The organism is Sporolactobacillus sp. Y61 (genome assembly GCF_040529185.1).
GTDB lineage: Bacteria > Bacillota > Bacilli > Bacillales > Sporolactobacillaceae > Sporolactobacillus.
Window position 1 is genome coordinate 2,426,661 of sequence record NZ_CP159510.1, and the last position, 19,896, is coordinate 2,446,556.

The 19,896-nt window shown below is 45.2% G+C and carries 21 protein-coding genes and 2 pseudogenes; 3 read left to right on the forward strand and 20 right to left on the reverse strand.

Annotation, left to right across the window (positions count from 1 at the left end; all coding sequences use genetic code 11):
* The 3 genes and pseudogenes from ABNN70_RS11445 (at position 1) to ABNN70_RS11455 (ending at position 2,428) form a co-directional block, all read left to right on the forward strand.
* Positions 1-663 carry an ATP-binding cassette domain-containing protein gene (locus tag ABNN70_RS11445; protein WP_353947869.1) on the forward strand — a complete coding sequence of 221 codons (663 nt, stop codon included), beginning with the start codon at positions 1-3 and terminating at the stop codon, positions 661-663.
* A pseudogene (gene fetB / locus ABNN70_RS11450) lies at positions 653-1,437 on the forward strand (iron export ABC transporter permease subunit FetB). The gene ABNN70_RS11445 and the pseudogene fetB overlap by 11 nt, the downstream one beginning before the upstream one ends.
* Before the next feature lie 808 nt (positions 1,438-2,245).
* Positions 2,246-2,428: a hypothetical protein gene (locus ABNN70_RS11455; protein WP_129928965.1), complete on the forward strand. Its 183-nt coding sequence runs from the start codon at positions 2,246-2,248 to the stop codon at positions 2,426-2,428.
* 140 nt (positions 2,429-2,568) lie between these two features.
* Here ABNN70_RS11455 and ABNN70_RS11460 read toward each other — a convergent pair whose 3' ends face one another.
* The 20 genes and pseudogenes from ABNN70_RS11460 to spoIVA form a co-directional block, all read right to left on the reverse strand.
* On the reverse strand, positions 2,569-2,928 hold the full coding sequence (locus ABNN70_RS11460; RefSeq protein WP_353947870.1) for an IS3 family transposase: 360 nt from the start codon (positions 2,926-2,928) through the stop codon (positions 2,569-2,571).
* 164 nt (positions 2,929-3,092) lie between these two features.
* The gene (locus ABNN70_RS11465; protein ID WP_353947871.1) at positions 3,093-3,581 is read right to left on the reverse strand and encodes a transposase; all 489 of its coding nucleotides are present in this window, start codon (positions 3,579-3,581) and stop codon (positions 3,093-3,095) included.
* 134 nt (positions 3,582-3,715) lie between these two features.
* On the reverse strand, positions 3,716-4,210 hold the full coding sequence (locus ABNN70_RS11470; protein ID WP_129928963.1) for a QueT transporter family protein: 495 nt from the start codon (positions 4,208-4,210) through the stop codon (positions 3,716-3,718).
* 245 nt (positions 4,211-4,455) lie between these two features.
* On the reverse strand, positions 4,456-5,139 hold the full coding sequence (locus ABNN70_RS11475) for a zinc metallopeptidase (protein ID WP_129928962.1): 684 nt from the start codon (positions 5,137-5,139) through the stop codon (positions 4,456-4,458).
* A gap of 86 nt (positions 5,140-5,225) precedes the next feature.
* Complete coding sequence (locus ABNN70_RS11480) at positions 5,226-6,011, reverse strand: sporulation protein YpjB (RefSeq protein WP_353947872.1); 786 nt, start codon at positions 6,009-6,011, stop codon at positions 5,226-5,228.
* Between the two features lie 124 nt (positions 6,012-6,135).
* Positions 6,136-6,681: a YpiB family protein gene (locus ABNN70_RS11485; RefSeq protein WP_353947873.1), complete on the reverse strand. Its 546-nt coding sequence runs from the start codon at positions 6,679-6,681 to the stop codon at positions 6,136-6,138.
* 64 nt (positions 6,682-6,745) lie between these two features.
* The gene (locus ABNN70_RS11490) at positions 6,746-8,002 is read right to left on the reverse strand and encodes a hypothetical protein (protein WP_353947874.1); all 1,257 of its coding nucleotides are present in this window, start codon (positions 8,000-8,002) and stop codon (positions 6,746-6,748) included.
* A gap of 231 nt (positions 8,003-8,233) precedes the next feature.
* Positions 8,234-9,055, reverse strand: a complete 822-nt coding sequence (gene trpA, locus ABNN70_RS11495) for a tryptophan synthase subunit alpha (RefSeq protein ID WP_353949425.1) — start codon at positions 9,053-9,055, stop codon at positions 8,234-8,236.
* Positions 9,056-9,060: 5 nt separating this feature from the next.
* Positions 9,061-10,296 carry a tryptophan synthase subunit beta gene (trpB, locus tag ABNN70_RS11500; protein ID WP_129928957.1) on the reverse strand — a complete coding sequence of 412 codons (1,236 nt, stop codon included), beginning with the start codon at positions 10,294-10,296 and terminating at the stop codon, positions 9,061-9,063.
* Positions 10,274-10,882 carry a phosphoribosylanthranilate isomerase gene (locus ABNN70_RS11505; RefSeq protein WP_353949426.1) on the reverse strand — a complete coding sequence of 203 codons (609 nt, stop codon included), beginning with the start codon at positions 10,880-10,882 and terminating at the stop codon, positions 10,274-10,276. Before ABNN70_RS11505 ends, trpB begins: the two co-directional genes overlap by 23 nt.
* Positions 10,883-10,922: 40 nt before the next feature.
* Entirely contained in the window at positions 10,923-11,717 is a 795-nt protein-coding gene (trpC, locus tag ABNN70_RS11510; protein WP_353947875.1) for an indole-3-glycerol phosphate synthase TrpC, read from the reverse strand.
* A pseudogene (gene trpD / locus ABNN70_RS11515) lies at positions 11,710-12,734 on the reverse strand (anthranilate phosphoribosyltransferase). Before trpD ends, trpC begins: the two are co-directional and overlap by 8 nt.
* Before the next feature lie 310 nt (positions 12,735-13,044).
* A complete protein-coding gene (locus ABNN70_RS11520) occupies positions 13,045-13,830 on the reverse strand; it encodes a protein-glutamate O-methyltransferase CheR (RefSeq protein ID WP_353947876.1) in 786 nt (261 codons plus the stop codon).
* An 18-nt stretch (positions 13,831-13,848) separates the two neighbouring features.
* On the reverse strand, positions 13,849-14,268 hold the full coding sequence (gene ndk / locus ABNN70_RS11525; protein ID WP_129928952.1) for a nucleoside-diphosphate kinase: 420 nt from the start codon (positions 14,266-14,268) through the stop codon (positions 13,849-13,851).
* Between the two features lie 77 nt (positions 14,269-14,345).
* Positions 14,346-15,314, reverse strand: coding sequence for a polyprenyl synthetase family protein (locus ABNN70_RS11530; protein WP_353947877.1), 969 nt, complete (start codon positions 15,312-15,314; stop codon positions 14,346-14,348).
* A gap of 5 nt (positions 15,315-15,319) precedes the next feature.
* Positions 15,320-16,039, reverse strand: coding sequence for a demethylmenaquinone methyltransferase (locus ABNN70_RS11535; RefSeq protein ID WP_129928950.1), 720 nt, complete (start codon positions 16,037-16,039; stop codon positions 15,320-15,322).
* A 7-nt stretch (positions 16,040-16,046) separates the two neighbouring features.
* Complete coding sequence (locus ABNN70_RS11540) at positions 16,047-16,835, reverse strand: heptaprenyl diphosphate synthase component 1 (protein ID WP_165364245.1); 789 nt, start codon at positions 16,833-16,835, stop codon at positions 16,047-16,049.
* Positions 16,836-16,878: 43 nt separating this feature from the next.
* Positions 16,879-17,109, reverse strand: a complete 231-nt coding sequence (gene mtrB, locus ABNN70_RS11545) for a trp RNA-binding attenuation protein MtrB (protein WP_129928948.1) — start codon at positions 17,107-17,109, stop codon at positions 16,879-16,881.
* 406 nt (positions 17,110-17,515) lie between these two features.
* Entirely contained in the window at positions 17,516-17,788 is a 273-nt protein-coding gene (locus ABNN70_RS11550; protein ID WP_129928947.1) for an HU family DNA-binding protein, read from the reverse strand.
* Between the two features lie 257 nt (positions 17,789-18,045).
* Positions 18,046-19,524 carry a stage IV sporulation protein A gene (spoIVA, locus tag ABNN70_RS11555; RefSeq protein WP_129929080.1) on the reverse strand — a complete coding sequence of 493 codons (1,479 nt, stop codon included), beginning with the start codon at positions 19,522-19,524 and terminating at the stop codon, positions 18,046-18,048.
* Between the last annotated feature and the right edge of the window lie 372 nt (positions 19,525-19,896).

The window sequence follows — 19,896 nt, forward strand, 5'->3', positions numbered from 1 at the left end:
TTGTGTACGTTACCTGTTGTTAACATCAAGAATTTGCGTTATAAAAATATCCTTTCAATCGACCGGTTATCGATAAGTTCCGGTGTGGTTACCTGTATCATCGGGGAAAGCGGAAGTGGAAAGTCAACACTTCTGAAAATGATCGATAACATGATCAGCCCCGAATATGGAACGATTGAGGTACTTGGAAAATCAATTGATGCATGGAACCCGATTGAACTCAGACGACGGATTGTCATGATGTCTCAGACTCCTGTTATGTTTCCGGGAGATGTGAGGGAGAATCTCCTGATCGGCCTTAAGTTTTCAGATATGCCTCCTGTTTCAGACAGTCGCCTGAAAGAATTACTTGATATGGTCAGGTTACACAAGTCTCTGGATGACGACAGTGATTCCTTGTCGGGCGGCGAAGCACAGCGCGTATCCCTGGCAAGAATTTTGCTGATTAATCCCCCGATCCTTCTGCTTGATGAACCATCATCAGCCCTGGATGAAGAGACAACTGCCTTTGTTCTGCAAAAGGTCGTCGATCATGTGAAAGCCAGTAAGAGTACGTTGATTATGGTGACTCATTCTTCCGCAGTCGTCCGGGAATTTGCTGAACAGGTCATTGAAATTGAAAATGGGCACGTGATTAAGGAAGGTGGAACAGTTGAACGGTAATGATCTGCCGCTCTGGCAGCTTGGTTCTGCCTATGTCTTTATTATTGTACTTCTGATCATCGTCAGGATCAGAAAAATTCCACGGGAAAAAGAAATTTTGATTGCCACAATCCGAATGACTATTCAGCTGATGATTATTGGCTATATCCTTGCATACATATTCGGTCATGCAAATCCCCTGTTTACGATCCTGATTCTGATTTTCATGCTGGTATTCGCCATCTACAATATTTACCGGCGCGTAAATGATCCGCTCGATCGGGAATTAAAGAAAAAAATAGCACTTTCAATGAGTATCGGTGTCGTTGGCACACTGGCCTACTTCGTTCTTGTTACACTCAGTGTCTCTCCCTGGTATAATCCGAGATTTGTGATCCCAATCGGGGGATGATCATCGGTAATACAATGACAGGCGTTTCACTGGGTGTAAACACCTTACTGGATGGAATGCGCACAAAGAGAAAGATGGTTGAATCTGCTCTTATGCTCGGAGCAACGCCAAAGGAAGCCGCACGTCCGATTATCAATCAGGCCTTCGACAGCGCCATGCTTCCGACCATCAATTCGATGGTTGGCATGGGTATTGTCTTTCTTCCAGGTATGATGACAGGACAAATTATTGCAGGTGCTTCTCCTTTGTCAGCCATCCGATATCAAATTGCCATCATGCTGGGTGTTGTCGGCGGTGCCTCGCTGACTGTTCTTCTATTTGTTCAGATCGGTTACAAAGCTTTTTTCAACGAACGCTGTCAACTGAAAGAGCGTTTGAAATAAGCAAGAGTTGAAGTAAAAATATACCGATTATCATCAAGTCGCGGGCAACGCCAGCGGCTTGTTTTTCTTTGCAAAAAACATAAAAAAAACGGTGGTCAGAAAACCGGAATTGATGTGAGCCCCAAAAGTTGGACACAGTTTTAAGCTGCTTGCTCAGGGATTTAGCCATCGGCATATTGCTTCGAGCTGCGGATGTTCGAAGAATACCGTTGGCAGTGTCCTGAGGCGGGCTGGAGAGAAAGGAGTCTCATGGCCACTGGATAAGGAAATGGATAATCCTGAACTTCAGAGTATTCTTTTTCCTGAAAAGCATCGATCTGAGATGAGACGTCCACCGGACTGTAACTATCTCCACCAGGAAATGGCTCGAAGCGGAGTGACCCTGTCATTACTTTGGCATGAATATGTAGAAACGTGCAGACAAAACAAGGAGATCCCTTACAGTTATCGGCAATTCTGTCGTTTTTACAACAGCTATGTGATAAAGACCAAAGCAACCATGAGAATTAAAAGACAGCCTGGTGAAGCCATGGAAGTGGATTGGGCAGGTCAAACTGCTTCAATTCAGGATTCATCACCGGACAGACCATTCCTGCTTACGTTTTCATATCTGTGTTACCTTGTAGTCAATATGCTTACGTCGAGGCATTTCTATCCATGGATACACCAAGCTGGATAACCGCTCATATCCATGCCCTGCAGTTTTTCGGTGGGGTTCCCCGAATGATTATTCGGACGTGCGGACGTTTTTCTGGACCAACACCGCGAACAGGAGGACGACCAGGCCCTGGGTGAGCTGTTCTACCTCATGGTCGATGAACTCACCGATATCACCTTTACCGAAGCGATCCGACAACTCATCGACTTATTCCAGGAGGCCTTCGAGAATGAACCCGTTTTGTCTGAGAAAGCCATGGATCAAATTATGGAAAGGTTTCTGAAAAAACTGCCGTCCAACTATCAGAAACAGCTGACCAAAGTGGCAGCCTGAGCTAATTTATCCAGGAAGAACATAGAACCAGCGAGAAATAGGGCCACTTTTCTATCCTTCAAGTTGTAGTTAAATAATATGAATCATCTGAGCTTGATTCAGGTGGGGATTATTTATGCAAGGTGTCGATTATTTGACGCTTACTCAGAATAGAGATCCATAATGGGTTCAAGATAGAGCCGTTCTTTGATGGTTTGGTGACCCCATCGAAATTCCGATACATCAGCGAACAGTTTCTGGTAAGGACGATCGGTCATAAACCGGCGTTTCAGGTGATTCTTAGCGATCTTACCAACGGTCCCCTCATAAGAATTGTATTTACGGATCCGTTTGGTGTACGCCATCGACTGAAGGCCTTCTGCTCTCATGATGCGTTGAACCTTTTTGTGATTCACCGTGAAATGGCGGCTGTTCAGGTCCAGAATCACACGCCGATAGCCATAATCCGGATTATCCAGTTTCACATTCATAATTTCGGCAGTGATTCGCCCCTCACTCATCTTCATCCTGTTGTTTGCGATAGAGCTGGTAGTAGTACACACTCTTAGACAGCTTCACCACCTGCAGAATATGGGTCAGAGAGTAGTTCTGCCTTAGCTCCGTAACGATTTGCGTTTGTTCCGCTCGCGTTGCGCTCTCTAGTGAACTAAGGTATCTAGTTTTTTTAAGTATTCATTCTCAATCCGAAAAGCTCATTTTCCAATTCAAGATCCTTGAGCCGCTGCGCGTCAGACTGAAGCGGATTTTTGGCCTTGTCGTTCTTACTGGCTGTACGGTCCAGGTGCTTATGTTTCCCCATTGGCGGGCGTCCTCGCTTATTTTTTAGTCCATCCACACCCCCTTGTTTCAAACCGTCGATCCCATTGATAGATCGTAAACGGTGAAGAGATATTGAAATGAAGAGCTGTACTTTGAGTGGTGAATGGTTCTCCCTCATTCGTTGTAATACTTTCAGCTTAAAATTGCAGGTATATTCCGGCCGTTGATCACAACTTTTAATTCCTGCCATACCTTTTGCCTGATAGCGATGCACCCAGCTTAAAACGGTTTTATCAGATGGAATATGACACTTATAACACAATGAGGCACATCCCATCCCTTCGAAATACTCACCAAACACTTTCACCTTAAAATCAATGGAATACTTGGTCATTGTAAAGCCCCCTGAAGTTGAATTTTGTTGTCCAACTTCAGGGGGTCAGTTCAAATTTTCGGATTTCCGTCACCGCATAAAGAGCATAAAAGACAAATCTGACTTTTGACGATCAGATCAATGCACTTTTTGGATTATATCTGTTTTTCGAAGTGTAATCGTTTATTGACAGCATAGAAAACAGCTGTCCCAACCAGCATGACAATGGCTTCGCCAGCCGCAAGCGTCAGCCAGTTGAGAAGAAAAGGAACATTTTCTGTCACACCGGCCAATGTCAGTTCCCATGCAATAATGCACATCGTGACGGAAAATACAGCCGTATTGATCAGCATTCTCGCTACCACGTTCTTCACCCTGCTAATCAAAAGGATTGAGATCAGAAGAGCCACAACGGATTGCCCGGTACCAAATATCAGATCATATGGAAGCAGAGGCGAAAAGAATAGATTAGCCATAAATACGCCGACGACAATACCGATAAAATACTTCTTATTAAATGCGATCAGGTGATTCAGCATTTCCGGGAGTCGCAGCTGAAGTGCATAAAAAGCAACCGGCTGGACAGCAAAAGTGAGAACAATATACACAGCTGCTACCAGCGCATTAATTGCAATAAATCTGATTTTCATTTATTAATCCCTCCTTAGTTTTTTGATAAACGTGGGATGGTTTCGAACCACGTGGGCATGCGCCCAAACCACTTCATTTTAATACAGTTTTAAAAAAAGTCAATGTAGAAAAACGTGCTAAATAACAAGTCGCGAGGCCCCGCCGGAGGATTATTTTCCCTGCCCCTTTTTCCACAAAAAATCTTTCTTAAAGCACAAAAAAACAGCCTGTTCCCGAATGGTACAGGCCGTTTCACAATCATCATTTAGTTTTCGCGATTATTTGCCAGGAAAATCATAAGAATGAAACGGATAAGTTCCATCGCAGAGACAAGTGCTGCGGCTACATAAGTCATTGCTGCAGCGGACAGAACTTTCTTAGCCCCTCTCCGTTCATCTTCCTGTATGATTCCGAGTGACACAACCTGTTTTAAAGCCCTGCCAGAGGCATCAAATTCTACAGGCAGTGTGACCAGCTGAAACAAGACAGCAGCAGCGAAGAAAATCACGCCAAGTGTAGCGAGTTGCATAGCTCCGAACAGGAACCCGGCGATAATCAGAAAATAGGATAGATTGGATCCCAGATTTGCAACCGGAACCAAAGCTGATCTCACGCGCATAAAGGTGTAATCATTTGCATCCTGAATGGCATGCCCGACTTCATGAGCGGCGACTGCAGTCCCGGAAATTGTTGCGCTGTGATAAATGTCGCTTGACAGATTGACTGATTTATCACGGGGATCATAATGGTCGGTCAGTGTTCCCTGAACTTCTCTGACAGTGACATCATACAACCCGTTTTCATCCAGAATTTTTCTTGCTGTTCGCGCACCGGTAAGTCCGGTCGAATTACTTACCTGTGCGAAACGGCTGTACGTTGATTTGACACGCATCTGCGCCCACAAAGGGATTAGCAGCAAGATGGCCATGTAAATTAGATATTGTAGCATGCACATTCCTCCAAGCTCTCTATAAAGTCAATTTTAGTCAGACTTTGCTGTTTTGTCAAAAACTTTTCGTTTAATGTTTAAAAAGTTCATCTCTTCTGTCTACGTACCACTGTTGCATGATACTTTCTCCAGGATACGTAAGTAAGAACAGCAATCAGGGCTCCTCCGGAAACGAAAACCAATAGATCAGATCCGGGATTTTCAGGCAGGCTTTCTTCACGAGTAAAAATCTGATTTAAATCTTTTTCAACTTCCGATACTTTAGCAAGCCATTCCTTCTTACTGATGTTTGACGATGTCTCCTGCGACAGTTGGGCAATATGTTCATCTGTCGTCATCAGCTTATCATTCGTGCTGTCAATGTAAAGTGAAGGATAAACTGAGTCATAAACATTTAGAAATTGATTAAATTCTTTGCGGATAACCGCCGGATCCCGGTCATTTTCTACCGCTTCTTTTATCGTGTTCATAAGCTGTGCTATCCGTGGATACATGTTTTTCCATAATGGATCACTGTTCGAGATAGAAGCATCAGTACCCAGCCGTAACGCCAGTGCCGCTTCTTCAGCTTCCTTATTATTTACGTCACTCCGAAGAAGAAGTTTCAGACGGCTGGACAGGGTCTCAAGAACCCGTCGCTCGTCTTCAGCAAATTGCTGCCTTTTATCGGCAAGTGCCACATGATACTGATCGAGTAAATTTTTCGATATCCTGTTTTGGTTTGCGGCGGTATATTGATAGATACGATCCGACAGCACGATCAGTTCTGCGTTATCCGTCTTCTTCTGTTTTTCATCAGGAATATAAAATCCGGAAATGAATATCAGAAACAGTATCAGGCAAAACAGAAAAGCTGTCTGTTCAGATTTCATAACCTGTCCTCCCCTGGAATCCTTGTACAACTATATGAGAAGACAGGAGCAAGTAGACCGAACGACAGCTGTGCACCATATTGTATACGCTTACATCAGATGATATAATAAATAATTGTCCGGCTCAGTGTTTATGTTTTTTCAGAGTTTGAAGCTTAGCTGTAAGGTGATAAAACCCTTCTTTATCACCCTGATCAAGTGTCTCATTAATTGCTTTATATAATCTTTTCTCAGCGCAGGCTTTTTCAGCAGCTCCTGCGACGTGTTCGGCAGCTTCTCCATATTTCTCATGAACTGATTGATGAACGCCCGGGGTATCCTCCAGCACGTCAATATATTCCGGCAATCCATGTATGGATCGACATTCCATTCTGATAAACACGGCCTCTTCCTGATTCAGTCTCAAATCATGGAATGTCTTTTCCGGATCGTGGGTAATAACATGGTGCTTAACATAAGTAAAAATTTCACCAGTTGGGTTGTCAGTAGAAATAGTGATCGTTCTGTTACAACCTGCCAGATTATCCGAAAAATGTATCAGTTCAAGTAATTGATCATGACCTGCTACATAATTGAGCAGCCAGATCGTTTCCCTGTTTTTTACCACTTTTTGATCCAGCAACCACTTTATAAACGTCTTCTTCTGAGTTACCGATACGATCTGATTCATTTGATCATCCCCTCTGATTGTCTCGCAAAGTGACAGAAAGATCTGATACAAATTTATTCGCCCTTTACAATGAATCATCCTGCTTCAGTCGCTCGATAAAATCGGCCAGTTCCTGATTTTCAGGATTTAATCTGACAGATTTTTCAAGAGCCTGCAATCCTTCCCTCCTTTTTCCCATATCTCTCAGATAGCCACCGTATTCTTCCAGAAATTCGGGATTATTGGAAAAAGAATCAGCACTCAACTGGTAGTATTTCCATGCCTTCTTCAGTTCATCAGTTTTGTTATATGCCGTTGCAAGAAACCAGATCAACATGGGATCGTCCGGTTCCTGTTTGCCAAGAAGTTCAATAATTCCGTCGTAATCCTCATCCTGAGACTTTAATTCAACAAGTCTGGTCAGTGCCTCAACATTTTCCGGATCCAGCTCATACCACTTTTTAAAAAATTCGCCAGCTTTATCCCGCTGATGAACCTTTATGGAAAGTTCCCCTGCTTCCCGGTATAACCGGTCATTGTATTGATCAAACTGAAGGCCTGCTTCTGTAATTTTCAGAGCCTTGTCGAGTTGACCTTCGTGTTCATAAGAATGGGCGAGAACCGGATAGAGTGTGCTGTATCCCGGATCCAGACCTCTCAGTTCTTCAAGCGCTTTTATCGCTGTTTTATCATGATGAATTTTAGCAGCCGTTACACCGTATCCAAAAAGACCGTCCAGTGTTTTTTCCTTTTTCAGCCCCTTTCGATAGGCTTTCAGGGCCCTTTCAAACTCGCCGTAAAGGCTGAGTGCCTCTGCCAGTTTCAAGGATACATTCTGATCAGCAAGCTTCGGTTCGTTTTGTACTTTTTCAAGATAAAGGACCGCTTTTCCGGCATCGCCGATGGACAGGTAAAATTCTCCAAGGGCAAAAAGCAGAACCGGTTCATGGGGTGCTATTTTGAGTGCACCAATGAGTTTATTCTCGGCAACCTCATCCAATCCTTCCTGCTGGTACAAATCAGCAAGCATCATCTGAGCGCTCAGGTAATTTTCGTCCAGTGGATGAATTTTTGACAGGTACTCGATGGCACGGTCTTCTTTATTCTGATCGATAAGTAAATCCGATATCTGCAAGAGAAGATCGCTGTCATTCGGATATCTTCCGAGCAGCATGCTGTAAACCTTTAATGCCTCATCCTGAAAGCCATAATCATGAAAGATGGCCGCGGCTCCATATAAAGTGTCATCATCTCCATGCTGAATCAGTTCACGAAGGACTTTTAATCCTTCGTCAGTCTGTCCGCTCTCCAGCAAAGCGTTTGCTGTTTCCAATTTATTCATTGATCCTGAACCCCCTGCGCGTCAGCCTGGACACATGTTCTCCTACTATCATATTAGTCAATGACAGGCCGGACATCAAGAAGTGAGCCCTGTAAATCGAGAAGAATTTCCGAACTTCATATGTTCACAGGAACCGTTTATACAGTGCGATCCAGGTACAGACTGAAATAACAGGAAAAGCAGCCTCACGTGTACAAGGCTGCTTAGAAATTTTTAAATGATCGGCCGTTTTCAAACGGTCCTTCTGCCCGCAACTTGTTCTGCTGCCGGCAGCGTATCCTGCAGATAATGTTTAATCTCATCCAGAGCTTCCTTGCGGTTTTCGCTGCGCAGCCCATCTGCTCTTTTCTCTATCTGAGATACAATAGCGCTGCCGACGATGAACCCATCGGCATAATTTCTGAGTTCATCGACCTGAGCCCTGGAGGAAATGCCGAATCCTACGGCAATGGGAAGGCTGGAAGCTGCCCGGACACGTTCCAGAAAGGGAAAGATATCGGGGTGAAAGTGGCTGCGTACCCCGGTCACACCAAGGGATGAAACACAATAAATAAATCCCTGTGCAGCCTGGCAGATGGCAGTCAGACGCTGATCCGATGTCGTTGGGGCGACGAGTGAAATCAGGCTTATTTGGTGTACCCGGCACTGTTCCGACAGTTCATGGCTTTCTTCAAACGGAAGATCTGGTACAAGCAATCCATCAACCCCGTTCTCTTTTGCTTCATGAAAGAACGTTTCAGTACCCAGCTGAAGCAGAGGATTGACGTAAGTAAAGATAATGACCGGAATCTTCACTCCGCTTTCACGCATCCGTTTAACAAGACGCAAAGCCTTTAGCAGGGTCATGTGATTCTCCAGTGCCCGTCTGGATGCCCACTGAATCACGGGTCCGTCAGCCAGCGGATCTGAATAGGGTATACCAAGTTCCAATGCACTTGCCCCGAAATCCTGAAGCACAGAAGCCAGATCCACTGTGGCTTCCGCATTCGGATCACCGGTTGTAATAAATGGTATAAACATCATGCCTCTTTCTTTATTCACATATTCGTTCATACGGCTCATTCTTCCAGCCCCCTTTCCGATTTTCTTTTTTCAAGTACATGCCATACGGTATGAACATCTTTATCCCCACGCCCCGACAGGCAGACCAGTATTGACTGAGATCTGTCCATCTTTCTGGCCACTTTCATGGCGAGCGCAAGGCCATGTGCACTTTCAATTGCCGGAAGAATACCTTCGTATTTACTCAGCTTCAGCAGTGCATCGATCGCTTCATCATCTGTAATTGCCTCATAATGAGCCCGCCCGGAATCCCTCAGAAAGGCATGCTCCGGACCGATTCCGGGATAATCAAGCCCTGCAGATATGGAATAAGGTTCAGTGATCTGCCCGTTCTTATCCTGAAGGAGATAAGTCATCGCCCCGTGTATAACACCTAAACTGCCCTTTGTCAGGGTCGCTGCATGTTCTCCTGTTTCCGTACCTTTTCCGCCGGCTTCTGCTCCATACAGTTTAACCTTATCTTTAAGAAAAGCGGTAAACAGCCCCATGGCATTGCTGCCTCCACCTACACAGGCACATGCTGCATCGGGGAGCCTGCCCGTCATATCCATCATTTGCTTTCTGGCTTCATCACCGATAATCCGCTGAAAATCACGAACAATCATCGGATAAGGGTGCGGACCGACAACTGAGCCGTCAATGTACGCCGTATCTTCGACATGAGCAGCCCAGTATCTCAGTGCTTCATTGATTGCGTCCTTCAAGGTTCCATTCCCATTTGAAACGGATACGACTTCAGCTCCAAGCAGTCTCATTCTGAAAACATTCAATGCCTGTCTTTCTACATCTGTCGCACCCATAAATACTTTACAGGGCATTCCGAAATAGGCAGCCACTGTAGCTGTAGCCACACCGTGCTGACCTGCTCCGGTTTCAGCGATCATATTTTTCTTTCCCATCCTCCTCGCCAGGAGTGCCTGACCAACTGCGTTATTTATTTTATGAGCACCGGTGTGGTTGAGGTCTTCTCTCTTTAAATAGATTTTTGCACCACCTGTTGCAGCACTCAGCCTCCGGCACAGGGTAACGGGAGTGGGACGCCCCGAGTATTCCTGAAGAATCTGATGGTATTTTTCCAGAAAGTGCGAGTCATGAATCGCCTCGTTAAACCCCTTCTCCAGTTCCAGCAGCGCATGCATTAATGTTTCCGGTACATACTGGCCGCCGAATTTTCCATAACGGCCCTTCCTGTTTATTGGCTTCATTGTCTCAGTCTGAGGCTGTTTGAGCATCGTTTATCCACACCTTTTCTTCGATTTTCCGCATCAGATGACAGTCTTTCCGAAAATGGCTTTCTATACCGGATGAGATGTCAATCCCCGAAGGCTGGAAAGCAAGAAGATGTTGGATATTTTCCGGCTTGACACCTCCGGCAATCAGACAGGGAACATGTTGTTCTTTTGCTTCAGCTTCATAAGCAGGGACACTGTTCCAGTCAAATGTTTTTCCGGTTCCGCCCATCATACCCTTCACTTTTGTATCGATCACAAATCCGTCGACCATTCCACTGTACGAATGCATCATTTCTACTGTATCCGGTCCGTGATGGATGGTTTTCCAGACGCTTACGCCAGTCGTTCTGCGTATATCAGCGGTTTCCCGCGGAGATTCATGACCATGCAGCTGGATCACATCCAATGCTACATATCCGAGCACGTCTGAAATCTTTTCTATAGAATCATCAGCAAATACGCCAACCAGCTTCTTCCCGCCGCTATCACCCAGTTCTTTCAGCCAGCGTGACACTTCCGGCGCCTGTACTACTCTTTCACTTCTTACCGTAAAAATAAAACCTATAAAATCTGCCCGGCTTTGCACTGAACATTTCAGGTCGCTGAATGAATGATTGCCACAATATTTAAGTAGAGGGCGCAATGTCGCTCACTTCCCCGCCGAACAGATCACGAATTTTATCAGATGGCGAATGGGCACGGATTAGAGTTTCTCCGACAAGGGCGGCATCCGCACCACACATTTTCAGATAGTTTACATCATCTGCCCGTCGTACACCGGATTCAGCAATGAAAATCACATCATCTGGAATCAGTTTGCGGATTTGCTCCGTCACGGTAAGATCCGTTTTGAATGTTTTCAAATTACGGTTATTAGCACCCATTATCTCCGGTGTGAAAAGGGACAGAACAGCATCTGCCTCCTCCGGCCGATGCACCTCTACCAGACATTCAATATGACGTTCCTGTGCAGCCAGATAAAACTCATGCAATTGGTTCGGATCAAGTGCGGCAGCAATTAATAAAATGGCATCTGCCCCGGCACGGTCCGCTTCCTCAATCTGCCGGTCATCGATGATGAAATCCTTTCTCAGAACAGGAAGTGAAACGGATTGTACGACTTTGACCAGATTCTCCAGCGAACCATGAAAATACGTTTGATCTGTCAGCACACTGATGGCATCCGCACCCGCCTGTTCATAGGATCTTGCGATTGCGTCCGGATCGAGCTGCTTTCTGAAAAAGCCTTTTGAAGGAGAGGCCTGTTTGACTTCGGCAATTAATCCGAGGGCATGCCGCGGATGACCGAGTGCCTTTTTCAGTGAACGCTTCTTTCGTCTGATTAACCTCTCCGGCATTTGAAACCGGGACAGCTCTTCTTTTTTGGTTGTCATAATCTTTCCCAGAAAATCTTCATGCATGAGTGGTCACACCTGCTTCATGACGCAGAAGATCAAGCTGTTTCATGCCTTTTCCTGAATCAATCGCTTCAGCAGCTTCATGCACACCTTCTGCAATTGAAGCAGTCTCGCCGGCAACAAAAAGAGCCGCTCCGGTGTTCAGCAAAATCGCATTTACTGCCGACTGGTTATCTGTGTTCCCGGACAGTACAGCTTCAATCAGCCTCGCACTTTCTTCCGGATTGTTGACTTTGATCTCATCCAGATGACCACGTTTCAGACCGACATCTTCAGGCGTCAGTGTAAAAGGACTTGCGGTATTTCCTTCGATCAGGAAACCGTTCGTGCGACCACCAATCGTCAATTCATCCATGCCATCCTCTCCGGTAACAACCAGGGTACGTGTTGATCCAAGATGAATGATCGCATCCGCATAGGCTTTGGCTGCGTCTCTGCTGTAAACACCCAGCAGCTGACGCCCTGGACCCGCCGGATTCGTCAGGGGACCAAGTAAATTGAATATTGTCCGGAAACCCAGCGCCTTTCGCGGCCCGACAGCATACTTCATCGAAGCATGATAAAGTGGAGCAAAAAGAAAACACATATGCGTCCGGTCAAGCAGTCCGGCCGCTTCTTCCGGAGCAGCCTGGACGGATATACCCAGCGCTTCAAGAACATCTGCTGCTCCGCTTGTTGATGAAACCGAACGATTGCCGTGCTTAGCTACATTCACACCGAGCGATGAAGCAAGAATGGCGCTTGCTGTAGAGATATTAAAGGTCGCTGTTCCGTCACCGCCTGTCCCAACGATATCAAGCAATTCCTTATTGTAGTGCAGGTGCCTGGCATGCTTTCTCATGCCTCTGACACACCCGGTCAGTTCATCTGTCGTTTCACCGCGCAGACTCAGCATAGAAAGAAATCCGGCAATCTGATCAGATGATGCCTTCCCTTCCATGAGTTCACTCATCATCTCTTCTGCTTCCCCGCTGTCAGTGTCCGTCCTTCCGCCAGATCCTTAAGTTTTTCCTGAAACATGCTCCCACTCCTCTTTTTTTTATGAGGAATGAGCATTGTGAGGTTATTGAGAGGCGAAACATAGAACATTCATTTATGCCTGCTGATCATATTAAAACCCGCAGACAGAGTGCCTGCGGGTATCATTATCGTTCATATTCACCCTCAACTCTGCTCAACTAAGCTCATTCTCTTCTGATCTTACTCTGTCGACGGTATCCTCCGATACTGTCCGGCATTGAAACTTTTCAAAGTGTAATCTCATCATAGTCAATTGATTCTGATCTGTCAATATGAAAGATGTATCATGGCTTTACAGAAGGCGCGTCTGTCACTGCATCTTTTCATAGAAGAACGTTTCCGCCGGACGCAATAAATAGTGTTCGGGATGGAATATCTGCTCTGTGCTTCCGACAAAAAGAAGGCCATCCTTACGGAGTGCACCACTCAGTTTAGGATAGATGAGCCTTTTTCCTTCCTCCGTGAAGTAAATCAGTACGTTGCGGCAGACGATAAGATCGAATGTACCCGGAGCCGGGTCACTCAGCAGATTATTCTGATAAAAGCGGATGGATTTTTTCATCGAATGATTTACTGTACAGGTCATACCGTTCTGCGTGAAATAGGCCCTGCGTTCTTTTGCAGACAGTTCCTTTAAAGCAGTAGACGGATACTGTCCCTCCGACGCTTTTTGTAAAACGTCACGGTCAATGTCTGTAGCAGTAATATGAAATGCATGATCCGGTAAATACTTCTTAAGCAGTATGACGAGAGAATAGGCTTCTTCGCCTGTAGAACAGGCTGCACTCCAGACATTTAATCTCGACCGTTCAGCTGCCAGCCTGCTTATTCTCTGTTCAAGCACTGCCCAGCGCGGACGATTCCTGAAAAATTCTGTGACATTGATCGTTATCCGGTTCAGACATTCATTAAGCAGCTTTTCCGATTGCTGTAATGCATAAAAGTAGCGGACAAAAGAAGAAAACCCCCTTTTTGCCCGCAATGTACTTAAACGTCTGCGCATCTGTTCTTCTTTATAGTACACCAGGTTTATACCCGTAAGTTGCAAGAAAAGGTTTTTAAACTGTTCATAATCCGGATCTGCCGCCTGTTTCATTCCGTATCACCTGCAGATTCAGTATGTAACAAGTTCTTTTTCAGAGAAGAACAGATGGATTTCACGTGATGCACTTTCCGAAGAATCGGATCCATGAATGACATTCCGGTTAACCTTTGTCGCAAAATCGCCACGGATAGAACCTGGTGTTGCTTCCTCCGGGTCAGTTGTTCCCATCATTAACCGGGAAAGTTTGATAATATTATCCCCCTCCCATACCATAGCAAAAACGGGGCCGGACGTCATAAAAGTGATCAGATCCTGATAGAAGGGACGGCCTTCATGTTCCTTATAATGCTTTCTGACGAGTTCATCAGATATGTTCATCAGTTTCCCCGCAACCATTTTAAATCCCTTCGCTTCAAATCGTGCGATAATTTGTCCTATCAGTCCTCGCCGGACAGCATCGGGTTTGATCATAAGAAAGGTTCTTTCCATCTTACTTAGATTCCTCCTTGTAGACAATACTTTTCTTTATGATGATTTTCATGTATGTATCCAGATTTTAAAAGCAGTTAATATTTTCTTTCACCGACATAAGCGGTCATTTCCCTTAATAATCCAGTCACCTTTTGATCCGGCAATTCGTCGAGTATTCCCTCCGCTTTTCTTAAATAGCGGTCACTGAGTGACTGTGCCTCCTCTATCGCCTGTGAATCTCTGATCTTTCCAATGACATCGTCCCAATCATCATCGGAGGGTTCAGCTTCAGTCAGCACTGAGACAATAGCATCATGCAGTTCAGGGTTTCTCAGAGCGTAAAATACAGGCAGGGTAATATTTCCATTTCTCAGATCACTGCCTGCCGGTTTTCCAAGCTGCCTTTCGTTACCGACAAAATCAAGGATATCATCAGTTATCTGATAACTCATACCGAGAAAATAACCGTAGTAGTAGAGTTTTCTTGACAATGAAGTGTCACATCCCGCTGCCATCGCCCCAAGCTGACAGCTAAGTGCCATAAGAATGGCTGTTTTTCGTTTAATACGGCGTAAGTATGTTCTGAGATTCTGCTTCCAGTTTCGAAGATGTCTGATTTGATCAATCTCACCAAGGCTCAGATCCCGGATGACCCTGGATATCTGCCGATGTGCTTCCGGATGGTCAAAAGCTGAAATTAATTTAATGGCACACGCAAAGATATAGTCCCCTGTAAAAATTGCGACACGATTATCCCATTTTGCTTTTACAGTGGGTCTTCCACGACGGAGTTCCGAGTTATCAACCACATCGTCATGAACCAGAGAGGCCATATGGATCAACTCGAGCATCACCGCGGAAACGCTTACTTCATGTCGACCCGGATCACCGTATCGAGAGGCCATCAAAGCGAGCATAGGGCGTATTCGCTTCCCTCCTGCACGGAGTAACTCGAGGCCCGCTTCATGCAGTAATGGGTGCGGCGCTTCAAGAGCCATTTCCAGATATTTCTCGATCGTTTTCAGCTCTTTTTTTGTTCCTGCATAAATTTGTCCAAGAACCATATCATTCACCCTTCATCCGGTTTCTCGGCACGATGAATCGCAGCGATACCGCCCATCAATGAACGGATCGTGACATGTGTAAACCCCGCCTCGTAAAACAAGCGCGCCAGAGTATCCCTGTCCGGAAATTTCATTGTTGATTCGTTTAGCCAGGCGTACTCTTTGTAACTTCCGGCAAACAGTTTCCCAAGAAGAGGCATGACGTACTTGAAATAAAAAAAGTACAATTGTCTGTATACAGGAATGTTTGGCTTTGATGTTTCGAGACAGACAAGTACACCTCCCGGTTTGAGCACTCTTCTGATTTCCCGGAGAACAGTCAGGTAATCCGGTACATTTCGCAGGCCAAACCCGATGGTTGCACGGTCAAACTGGCTGTCTTCATAGGGAATGGCCATCGCATCTCCGTTTACGAGTGTAATGTTTTCCAGCTGCGTTGCCATGATCTTTGATCTTGCCACTTTCAGCATATTGTCACTAAAATCAAGTCCGATGACATGGCCGTTCTTTCCAACATCCTCTGCAAGTTGCATCGTCCAGTCTCCGGTTCCGCAGCATACGTCAATACATGTCGAACCTGACTCCGCCGCTACAGCTTCATCTGCTATCTTTCTCCAGGTTTTGTGACGATTAAAACTGATCAGTGAGTTCATCGTATCGTATTTCCTGTAAATCGTCTGAAACACCTGATGGACCTTTTTGTGTTTCTGATCCTGTTCATTCATTTCCCCATTATTCCTCTCCTGCTGTACACCGGCAAATCGTGTTTAACCGACTGCTTAGATCTGTTATCAAATCAGAGAAGCCGCCACCGGGTATCATGGAACGTTTTATTCGTTCATTAAACCGGGCTTCTGCTCTTTTTATTTCCTCATTCATCAGCTGCCGAAGTACTGCCCGATCATCAGTTATATGATCAGACAGAAAACGGAATAAAAATGAATCATAACCATTTTTCTGCTGAAGCATATCATTCTTTGAAAGCAATTTACACAGAAAAAAGTCACTTAAGGCAGGGACGAGCCAGTCATATCCCAGTTTAGCAGCGACATGTGAAATAAGGGCACTCTCAATTCTTGCCAGAATCTGAACAGTTTGCGTCCAGCTGAGGCGGTGCGCAGGGTAATAGAGCCTGCACTTTTCCGTATTGTAGTTCTGAATGGCTTCAGCCACCCACTCCACAATTTCCATGTCACCCGTACGTGACAGGATGTAATAATAAAGGGCGCTGTAATAATCTCCGGCAAGTACGGTAAGCTGACTTTTCTTTATGGCATCTGCCTCACCCGGTAATGTAACAGCCATCTTATCATGTGTTTTTAATCCTGTCTCGGCAATCATGACACTTTTCGTGCATTTTTCCGGTTGTTCTGTACGTTTCTGATAACTGAACAGGAAATAATAAATCAACACTTTATCCTGGTCAATCTCTGGCCGGGATAAATAGCTGTCGACATATGGATGACTCAGGTCATGCTTCAGTTCACTCAGCAAAACTCCGATCCGGTTTGTATCAAGCATGGTACTCCCCCATTCCATGTACATTCTAAAATGAGTCATCTGATCATTCAGAATGGATCGTCCCGTGTTTTGTCTGAATCATTGCTTTTCCGTGAACCTTAATTGCTGAGGTATGTTCGGTGAATTGGGCGATCATCACTTCCCCCTGGTCCAGTTTTTCAGTGTGAAAGAATCGTGTCTCAGCCCCTCTTGTCAGGCCAATCACATTCACTCCGTCCTCTTCGGCTTTCACAACAAAATAATCACCCAGAACTTCCTCGTTCCTGATGTCCAAGATAAACACCTTCTCTTCTGAAAAATTCGCTCAAATAATATCGATTGATGCAAAAGTGACCGTTTTTATATGAATGGCAAACTTCAGATGTTATCCATTTAAACTGCTCACACATACGGCAGAAAGCCATCGTGCGACCGCTTCCACCAGGCACACAGGACAAGTTCTAAAGCGGAACAGGCAGCACCTGTTTCCATCTTTTCATGCGCCGCTGTATTATCGGACCTGCTCAGTCCGGATGAACGAAATTTGATTGCTGTCACTCATTAGAAAATTCTAGCATATAAAAACAGCAAATGTAAAGAAAACGGCATCATTCGTATGTAACCAGGTTTCTACATAAACTTTGTAAAAAAGGACCATCTTTGCGATGGCCCCCTCTCTCACGTCCTATGTATCCATCAGATCATTGGACGGCTTCTTTCAATGCCTTACCAGGCTTAAATGCCGGAACTTTGCTTGCTTTGATTTCGATTTCCTCACCAGTCTGAGGATTGCGGCCCTTTCGAGCTGCACGCTCACGAACTTCAAAGTTGCCAAATCCGATTAATTGAACTTTGCTTCCATCTTTTAATACATCTGCAATGGTTGACAGAACAGAATCAACAGCTTTAGTTGCATCCTTCTTGGATAATTCTGCGGATTCTGCTACAGCAGAAATCAATTCAGTCTTATTCAACACTTTCACCTCCTTAAAAAGGAATCAAGTTCCTTTTTGTGCTGGAAGAAACATCAACAACGCTTATATTATACGATGTGATGGAATAATTCAACAGCTTTTATTAAAATATTACCATATTTGAACGCTTTTAACCCCGGCAAGGTAAAAAACATGTACTTTCAACCATTCCATAGTTTCACCGTCTATTTCTCACACAGGAATGAGCAAAATAAAAAGCTCCGTTTCCGGAGCCTCTGACAGATCGTTCAGCTGTCCTACAGGATAATAGCGATCAGTCCGCCCGATCCCTCGTTTATTATCCGTTCAAGCGTTTCTTTGAGTTTATATCGTGCATTTTCGGGCATTAAGGCGAGCTTGGCAGATATGCCTTCACGTACAATAGAATTCAGTGACCGGCCGAATATATCTGAGTTCCATATGGACAGCGGATCATCTTCAAAATCCTGCATCAGATATCGAACCAGTTCTTCACTTTGCTTCTCGGTTCCGATAATCGGTGCAAATTCAGACTCCACATCCACCTTAATCATATGAATTGAAGGGGCAACTGCCTTCAGACGGACACCAAAACGTGATCCCTGCCGGATAATTTCCGGCTCATCGAGGCTCATATCATTAATCGATGGGGCAGCAATACCGTAACCGGTCTGTTTTACCATTTTAAGAGCTTCAGACACCTGATCATACTCTCTTTTGGCATGAACGAAATCCTGCATCAGCTGCAGAAGGTGATCTTTACCTCTGATTTCGACGCCGACGACTTCCTTCAGAACCTGGTCATACAGGTTATCCGGGGCATGAAGGTCAATTTCCGCTGTTCCCTTCCCCATCTCAATGCCGGAAAGCTGTGCATTTTCGATAAAGTCATATTCTCCGAATGTACCCACAACGCGATCAACATCACGAAGACGTTTAATATCTTTAACCGTATCCTTTACCGCGTCTTCATAACTCTGTCTCAGCCAGTGATCTTCCTTCAGCACCATCACCCAGCTCGGCAGGTTGACATTAACCTCCAGAACCGGGAACTCGAACAACGTTTCTCGAAGAATATTGTTGATATCATGCTCGCTCATATTCTCAACACTTTGTGAGAGAACCGGGATGTCATACTTCTCAGACAGATCTCTGCGTAATGCTTCTGTCTCAGGGTGGAACGGATGAGATGAATTAATGATCAGGATAAAAGGTTTGCCCACTTCTTTCAGCTCGTCGACAATTCGTTCTTCAGCCTCTACATAGTCCTCTCTCCCGATTTCTCCAATAGATCCATCAGTTGTGATCACAACACCCAGTGTCGAGTGTTCCTGAATCACTTTTCTTGTTCCAATCTCCGCTGCTTCCTGAAATGGGATCGGTTCGTCATACCACGGCGTATGAACCATCCTGGGCCCGTTCTCATCTTCAAAACCTTTTGCTCCCTTAACTGCATAGCCCACGCAGTCCACGACACGGATATTGACCTCAAGCCCTTCTTCTACGGTCACAGTCACCGCATGATTTGGGACAAATTTTGGCTCAGTAGTCATGATCTGCTTACCGGCAGCACTCTGTGGCAGCTCATCCTGAGCACGTACACGATCTGCCTCATTATCAATGTTCGGCAGAACGACCAGTTCCATAAACTTTTTGATAAAAGTTGATTTACCCGTTCGGACCGCTCCGACGACTCCAAGATAGATATCTCCGCCGGTTCTTTCAGCGATGTCTTTAAAGATGTCCACTCGTTCCAGTTTTTCTAAAGTTTGCACCCTCCCGCTCCTCCTTCTGTCGATGACTCTCCGTGATAGTTCTATGCATATGAATTTGTCCATCGATTATGCCAAGAAATTCATCACGGACCGAAGAAGTGAGGCGGTCATGTGCATGAAGAATGAAGAAAAGCCGGCCGACTTTTATACGTCGAAAGGCACCGCGGGAACTTCTTTTTTCTGAACCTCTTCCCCGCAAAAGTTTTATACTTTCTTAAAGTATGAATAAAGGCACAGTTAAAATGATCGGCAGATGGAAACGCCGCAAAAAAAGAAGGGGAAAACATGGAATGTTTTCTCCCCGGGTTTGACTAAGCCCTTCCACGCCATTCAGCTCTCACAGAAAAATTGACA

Excerpts from the sequence above, each read along its gene's own strand:
- ABNN70_RS11455 (WP_129928965.1), top strand. The coding sequence starts at position 2,246 with ATGGTCGATGAACTCACCGATATCACCTTTACCGAAGCGATCCGACAA.
- ABNN70_RS11485 (WP_353947873.1), bottom strand. The coding sequence starts at position 6,681 with ATGAATCAGATCGTATCGGTAACTCAGAAGAAGACGTTTATAAAGTGG.
- ABNN70_RS11470 (WP_129928963.1), bottom strand. The coding sequence starts at position 4,210 with ATGAAAATCAGATTTATTGCAATTAATGCGCTGGTAGCAGCTGTGTAT.
- ABNN70_RS11460 (WP_353947870.1), bottom strand. The coding sequence starts at position 2,928 with ATGAGTGAGGGGCGAATCACTGCCGAAATTATGAATGTGAAACTGGAT.
- ABNN70_RS11480 (WP_353947872.1), bottom strand. The coding sequence starts at position 6,011 with ATGAAATCTGAACAGACAGCTTTTCTGTTTTGCCTGATACTGTTTCTG.
- ABNN70_RS11520 (WP_353947876.1), bottom strand. The coding sequence starts at position 13,830 with ATGAAACAGGCGGCAGATCCGGATTATGAACAGTTTAAAAACCTTTTC.
- ABNN70_RS11530 (WP_353947877.1), bottom strand. The coding sequence starts at position 15,314 with ATGGTTCTTGGACAAATTTATGCAGGAACAAAAAAAGAGCTGAAAACG.
- ndk (WP_129928952.1), bottom strand. The coding sequence starts at position 14,268 with ATGGAAAGAACCTTTCTTATGATCAAACCCGATGCTGTCCGGCGAGGA.
- trpA (WP_353949425.1), bottom strand. The coding sequence starts at position 9,055 with ATGAACGAATATGTGAATAAAGAAAGAGGCATGATGTTTATACCATTT.
- ABNN70_RS11465 (WP_353947871.1), bottom strand. The coding sequence starts at position 3,581 with ATGACCAAGTATTCCATTGATTTTAAGGTGAAAGTGTTTGGTGAGTAT.
- trpB (WP_129928957.1), bottom strand. The coding sequence starts at position 10,296 with ATGCTCAAACAGCCTCAGACTGAGACAATGAAGCCAATAAACAGGAAG.
- trpC (WP_353947875.1), bottom strand. The coding sequence starts at position 11,717 with ATGCATGAAGATTTTCTGGGAAAGATTATGACAACCAAAAAAGAAGAG.
- ABNN70_RS11535 (WP_129928950.1), bottom strand. The coding sequence starts at position 16,039 with ATGAATGAACAGGATCAGAAACACAAAAAGGTCCATCAGGTGTTTCAG.
- ABNN70_RS11490 (WP_353947874.1), bottom strand. The coding sequence starts at position 8,002 with ATGAATAAATTGGAAACAGCAAACGCTTTGCTGGAGAGCGGACAGACT.
- ABNN70_RS11540 (WP_165364245.1), bottom strand. The coding sequence starts at position 16,835 with ATGCTTGATACAAACCGGATCGGAGTTTTGCTGAGTGAACTGAAGCAT.
- ABNN70_RS11475 (WP_129928962.1), bottom strand. The coding sequence starts at position 5,139 with ATGCTACAATATCTAATTTACATGGCCATCTTGCTGCTAATCCCTTTG.